The organism is Olivibacter sp. XZL3 (genome assembly GCF_004368405.1).
In the GTDB taxonomy this organism is placed as follows: Bacteria; Bacteroidota; Bacteroidia; order Sphingobacteriales; family Sphingobacteriaceae; genus Olivibacter.
The window spans coordinates 48,086-54,588 of record NZ_SBJH01000040.1; the positions used below are offsets into that span (position 1 = coordinate 48,086).

Genomic DNA, 6,503 nt, shown 5'->3' on the forward strand with positions numbered 1-6,503 from the left:
ATTGTGTTTAGTTAAAAAAGGCTATGGACGCAAAGTAAGCAACTTTCATTATAGCATCATTTCACAATTTTGACTATTTATTAAGCTATCTTTACTAGGTCACTGATTAAGTCCGCTATTAAATATAAACAAAAAAACACATTGCCTGACAAACAACTGTCATGGGCAGTCAGGCTTCATTTAGTTGCCAGTTATGAATTGCCAGCTATGAGTAGCTAAATTAGCTAATTCATAACTCTACCCATAAAAGGATCACTTTTAGCATCTCTACCGGTCTCTACTCTTCCGGCATAACGACGTTCAAAATCGGACATTCCCTCCACAAACAGCGAAAAATCATACCAGCCGTAACTGTTGCCCGTGTCAACCTTCAGCAAAATCGTTTCACCCGCGCTTATCTTTTTGGTAATCGGCTTATTGCCGTAGGCCCAATCCTTCAGCTGTACATTTATCTGACCTTTTTTATCTTGATCTAGATTGCTTATCCGTAACAGCACGTTTCCTGTTGGCTTATTTGTTTGCCCGTCGAGACCTTCGTATCCACAGGATACAGCGACAGCCGTTTTTTGATTATTCCCTTGAAATTCCCGGAAAAAGCCATTCGGACCATATACCCTTAAGTAATACCCTTGTTCAAAATGATCCAAGGGCCAACGATATGTTAAACGGTCACCCGCTTTTACAGCAAAGGCCCATGTTTTTACCGGCTCAAAAGAGGTCGTGTCATCTGCTCGCTTCTGTAAATAATTTGCTGGGGCATAGACATTGAAAGCCGCTCCCGCTGCTTTATTTCCAAACAACCTATTTGCCGCCTCAAAATTGATTTTCAATGCGCCATTTTCAATTTCCCCATCTACATATAACTCATAAGGAAGCGCATTTGAATCTTTTATGCCGGTTTCCTGTTGAGGCAATAAAGGCGTGTTTACAGGGTTCTGATGGATGGACTCGACTTCTTCTTTCGTTAAACGTTTATAGGCATTTGGCAGGCCCTTAAAACGTGCGTTATGAATGGATTGCACAAAAGGACTTAATTCGACCGTCTCCGGTAATGCAATTTCTTCACCGTTATAGGGTCTAAAGGCCGAGCTTAAATCACCCGTAATACTTCTTCTCCAGCTGCTGATATTGGTCTCCAATACTTTTTTTCCCGTTTTCTTTTCCAAAAATTTCTCCATAAACCGTATAGTGGATGTGATATCGCATACTTCGGAATTTACCCATCCACCCCGTGTCCAAGGGGAGGCAATAATCAAAGGCACCCGATAACCTAGGCCTACCGGACTTTCCCGGGCATCCTCTTTCTTCAGATCCGGCCGTGCCCATTCCTCTTCCAGCGTCACATATTCGTCTGTTGTATCCAAGCCGGCAGATACTGCTCCACTCTCCCGATCATTTGGCTTCGGTGCAACAAAGGGAGGAACATGATCGAAGTAACCATCATTCTCGTCATAGGTCAGCATAAATATCGTTTTTTTCCACACTTCCGGATTTTTGGTTAAAATATCCAGCACCTCCGATATATACCAGGCGCCAAACCAGGGTGAGCTGGGATGATCCGAGAAAGCCTGCGGAGCAACTAACCACGATACAGTAGGCAAGTTACCTTGGTTTACATCCGTTCGAAATTGGTGCAGCACATCCCCTTTAGGCAAGTGCATGCTACGTTCCTCCCCCTGATCATCGTATTTAAATTCTTCAATTTGATGATAGTGCGGATCATTGCTGTTCGTCGTAAAAGCTCTTTGATGCAGATGCTGTTCAAATGTACTGAGTTTGGCAAAATTCGCTGGATTATATTTGGCCAGTTCTACTTTATATTTAGCCAGCTGCGCCTTCTTTTGCTCCATCTTTTTCTTAAGCGGCTGTATTTGATTTGGCTTCAACTGCTTCATCTCTTTCTCCAAATCAGCAATTTCCTGAGGCAATTGCCTTACACGTTTGCTTAAAAACTGGCGATGGCCGCTACTAAAGCGCACATGATACTGTTTAAACCATTCCAGGTTATTGTCCGTAAAATTCGCTAACCAGTATTCCTCTTCTCCTTCTAATTCCGTCTGCACACTTAATTCGTTCTGATAAACTTTCCAGCTCACTCCATGTTCTTCCAAGCGTTCCGGAAAAGTTTTCCAATCCACTTCCCTATTATAATACACATCCGAATTACGGACATTCGCCTTTGCCCCAGGTTCTCCTTTCAAGGCACCGCTCCAGAAAAACAATCGATTGGTAGTTGTCCCCGTAAGGGAAGAACAGAAATGCTGATCACACACCGTAAATGCATCAGCAAAAGCATAGTAAAAAGGAATATCCTCCCGGTTAAAGTAGCCAAGTGTGAGCGGCATATCTTTATATTCCTTATATCCCGAAGGCTTTGCCGCTAACCAGCCATCGTATTTCCCTCCATTGCGGGCATCCACCTGGTTTTCCCAGGAATGCGGCAGACTACCCATCCAAGTAGACTTGGTATCTTTTATATTGAGTCTGAAAGGCGCATAGGTATTGCTTTCCTTATCCGATTGTAACCAAACGAGGTTTTTATTTGGCAAGGTAATCGCACGCGGGTCATTAAAACCTCTTACCCCTTTTAATGTTCCAAAACAATGATCAAATGAACGGTTCTCCTGCATGAGCAGGACGATATGTTGTGCATCATAAAAGGTAGTCCCCGGTTCCGGATTAATTTCCAAAGCTCTTTTCAATGATGGAGGCAAGGTACTCCATAAACCTGTACTTCCTGCTAAAAACGCCGCTTTCTTGATAAATTCTCTTCTGTTCTCCATGTATAGTTTTGGGTTGTGAGTTGCCAGTTGTCAGTGAATTAATTTGATAATTGACTAATTAGCTAATTTAACCCACCAAATGCAATCCCTTTGGCTTGGTAAATGCCCTTAACCCTTGGTGCGATAGCGTTGCGCCGATGCCCGAATGTTGCCGGCCGCTCCAAGGTAATGCGGGACTGACCCGATCACAGCAGTTCCAATATCCAGATCCTACATTTAACTGTTTCAATATTGGCAATGCCCTTTCCTGCCGATCTGCATATACACCTGCGGTTAGTCCGTATGCTGTATCTTCCATCAGTGCCAAAGCTTCCGCATCATCTTTCACTTTCATGATGCCGATTATAGGGCCAAAGCTCTCCTCTCGCATAACGAGCATGTCATGTGTGACATCCACCAATACCGTAGGTTCAAAATAATAGCCCTTTCCTTCGATCACTTTCCCACCGGTCAACAGCCTGGCCCCCTTCGCTAACGCATCTGCCACCTGCGCTTCCAACACCTGGAGATGTGCGCCCCGGGTGATGGCTCCGAAATAGACACCCTCTGTTGTTGGGTCTCCCAATTTCCAGGCTTCGACCTGCGCCACGAAAGCCTCAACATATTCGTCATATACCTTCTCATGCACATAAATCCGCTCTACCGAACAACAACTTTGTCCGTTATTATAGAACGCTCCATCTGCTGTCGCCTCCGCTACCGCTTTCACCTCTTTGATATCGTCCGTAATATAGATCGGATCTTTCCCTCCTAACTCCAATTGGCAGGGAACCATTTTAGCAGCCACCTGTTCATAAATGTATTTACCCGTCCGATAGGATCCTGTAAAAAAATAACCATTCAGAGGCAGCTTTAATATTTCTTTGCCGATATCTCCTCCACCAATCGCCACTTGAAATATCGCTTCAGGAATCCCTGCTCCCAGCAATAAACGCCCAATATGTAAACCGGTATTTGCAGCAAATTCCGACGGCTTATATAGGACTGCATTACCCGCCAGCAGTGCCGGTACAAACACATTTACGCCTACCAGATAAGGATAATTCCATGCAGAGATATTAGCAATCACACCCAGCGGTTCATAGCTAATGATCTCTGTAAAAGACGCGTTTTGACGCATGATTTCATCCGAAAGATAAGAAGCTGCGTTTTCAGTTAACCACTCCACGCGGCTTACAGCTCCCTTGATTTCATTGTTTGCTTGTTGTAATGGTTTCCCTGTTTCGGCCGTTAATGTTGCGGCCAGCACCGGCTGCTCTTGAAGCAATAGGTTCTTGAACCGCACTAGTGCTGCTATGCGCTCATGCAAGGAGACCCTTGCCCATTGCTTTTGGGCGCTCTTTAATTGTCTATATTTTTCTTCCAAACTTTCTGTAGAATCCACGGTTAGCGTGGCAATAATTTCCTCTGTTGCTGGATTGATACTATTCATTTTTGTTGTTGCTTATTATGAGTTGCAATAACGATAATAGTAAAGTGTCTGCTCGTGCCACGGCTCGTGCTACTGAATTTCGCTTTCCGCTTCCTAAGACTTATTACTTATAACGTATAGCTTAAAACTCTCTGTTTTAGGCTTTCCATTTCCTACACTATTTCACGCTGTCAAGAAAAGCCTCCCTAATATTTCTTACAAAAGGACTTTCGGTATCCGCCATGCGTTCCGGATGCCATTGTACCAAACATAAAAACGGTTTATCCTGTTTATCTTTCCACTCCAAGGCTTCTACCACGCCGTCCTTAGAAATGGCCGAAGCAACCAGATCCTTTCCAATCTTATCGGCGCTTTGATGGTGCAAGCTGTTTACAGTGCCCTCCGTGCATTGTACCAAACCGGCGAGTTCCGACTGCGGGTCTACGTAGATGTGATGTTCTCTCACGTTGCCATCCGGTAATTTGGCATGATGGAATTTCCCCCAAGAAGGAATATCAGGAATCAGCGTTCCGCCATGAAACACATTGATGAGTTGTAAACCACGGCAAACTCCCAAAATCGGCAATTTCCGTTGCACTACATCCTCCAAAAGCTTCCACTCGAATGCATCCCTTTGTTCATCAAAATCCCCTGGAACGCAATAAGGCAGATAATCCAATCGCCCGTAACGCCGAGGATGTACATCTTCTCCCCCCGTAAAAACTAACGCCTGACATTTTTCCACCTCCGAAAAATTATCCAGCGCATAACCTACGCGGATGATTTCGATTCCGTCATCCGCTCCCTTGATCCAATTGGCATACAAGTCGTACATTCTGCCATCCGTCATCCCTATGATTCGTTTGTTTTGCATACATGATAAGTTGTGCGTTGTGAGTTGCCAGTTGTCAGCTCTTTTTTGACCATTCATGAAAAGCTAAAAATCTGGTTGAATTTATATTTTGTAAGTTAAACACTCCTAACCCACAACAGGCAACTGGCAACTTGATTACAATGCTTCCTCATATAACTGCTTAAAATCCTCCCTACTTACTGGTTTCGGATTATTCGGGTGTGCAAAATCCGCTACGGCCAAATCAGCCAAGGTTTCAATATGCTCACTTTTGACCCCGATATCGCTCAACTTTTTGGGAATACCGATACGTGCATTCAGATCGAAAAGATAGTGTACCACTGCCTCGCCACTTTCTTCTTCAAGCTCCAGTGTGCGGGCAATTCTCCTAAATTTTTCTTCATTTCCTGCTATATTAAAGGCCATCCCATAAGGGATATTAACCGCATTGGCCAAACCATGATGTGTATCGAGTAGCGAAGACAGGGGATGAGCCAATGAATGTACTACACCGAGACCTTTTTGGAAGGCGATTGCCCCCATCATGGATGCCACCAGCATGTTGCTACGTACTCCCTCATCAGGATCCAGCACTGCTTTTTCCAATGATTTTGCAATTAAATGTATCCCCTCCAGTGCAATACCGTCACAGATAGGATTTGGATTTTTTGCTAGGAAAGCTTCCATATTATGTGTCAGCGCATCCATCCCTGTGGCGGCCGTAATATGCGGCGGTAGCCCCATGGTTAATAGAGGGTCTGCAAAAACGATACTGGCCATGAGTTTAGGCGAGAACAGAATCTTTTTTTGATGCGTTTCATCGTCCGCAATAATCGCACTCCTTCCCACCTCACTCCCGGTTCCAGCCGTTGTAGGCACGGTAATGAAAGGAGGCACCTCATTTGTCACATACACATCACCCCCGATTAAGTCATCGTATTTAAATAAATCTTCCCGATGATTCACCCGTAAGGCAATCGCCCTGGCGATATCCAAAGCTGCTCCGCCACCGACACCCACGATGCTATCACGAGCAGTTTGATCCCATACATCCGTGCCTTTATAAACGTCCGATTTAACGGGGTTTTTATGCGTGTCGGCGAACACCTCCACATCAATGCCGCGCGCCAGCAAATCATCCACAATTTCCTTAAAAAAAGGAAGCGTAGCAATCGTTGGGTCAGTCACCAACAAAGGCCTTTTCAAGCCATTATTTCTTAAATAAGCAGGTAATTCCTTTATAGCCCCACAACCAAAACGAATGGTGGTAGGGATGTTAAATTGATTAATCATTTTTGTTGTTCGTTGCAGTAGCAGTTGCAGTAACGATAATGGTAAAGCGTCTGCCCGTGCCACTGCTTGTGCTACTATTTAGTTGTGTCATGTCCTAAAAAAAGTAGACACTTTTATTGTTGTTGATTAAGATGTTGGAATGTGGGAAACTCCAGAGGAGTTT

4 protein-coding genes are annotated in these 6,503 nt (G+C 44.4%); all 4 read right to left on the reverse strand.

What is annotated here, in order from left to right:
* Positions 1-224: 224 nt before the first annotated feature.
* The 4 genes from EPX21_RS08820 to EPX21_RS08835 all read right to left on the reverse strand — a co-directional run bounded on the left by EPX21_RS08820 (position 225) and on the right by EPX21_RS08835 (position 6,340).
* Positions 225-2,783, reverse strand: a complete 2,559-nt coding sequence (locus tag EPX21_RS08820) for a phosphocholine-specific phospholipase C (protein ID WP_134089301.1) — start codon at positions 2,781-2,783, stop codon at positions 225-227.
* 67 nt (positions 2,784-2,850) lie between these two features.
* Positions 2,851-4,215: an aldehyde dehydrogenase family protein gene (locus EPX21_RS08825; protein WP_134089302.1), complete on the reverse strand. Its 1,365-nt coding sequence runs from the start codon at positions 4,213-4,215 to the stop codon at positions 2,851-2,853.
* A gap of 157 nt (positions 4,216-4,372) precedes the next feature.
* Positions 4,373-5,068, reverse strand: a complete 696-nt coding sequence (locus EPX21_RS08830; protein ID WP_134089303.1) for a gamma-glutamyl-gamma-aminobutyrate hydrolase family protein — start codon at positions 5,066-5,068, stop codon at positions 4,373-4,375.
* Positions 5,069-5,203: 135 nt separating this feature from the next.
* The gene (locus EPX21_RS08835) at positions 5,204-6,340 is read right to left on the reverse strand and encodes an iron-containing alcohol dehydrogenase (protein ID WP_134089304.1); all 1,137 of its coding nucleotides are present in this window, start codon (positions 6,338-6,340) and stop codon (positions 5,204-5,206) included.
* Positions 6,341-6,503: the final 163 nt, after the last annotated feature.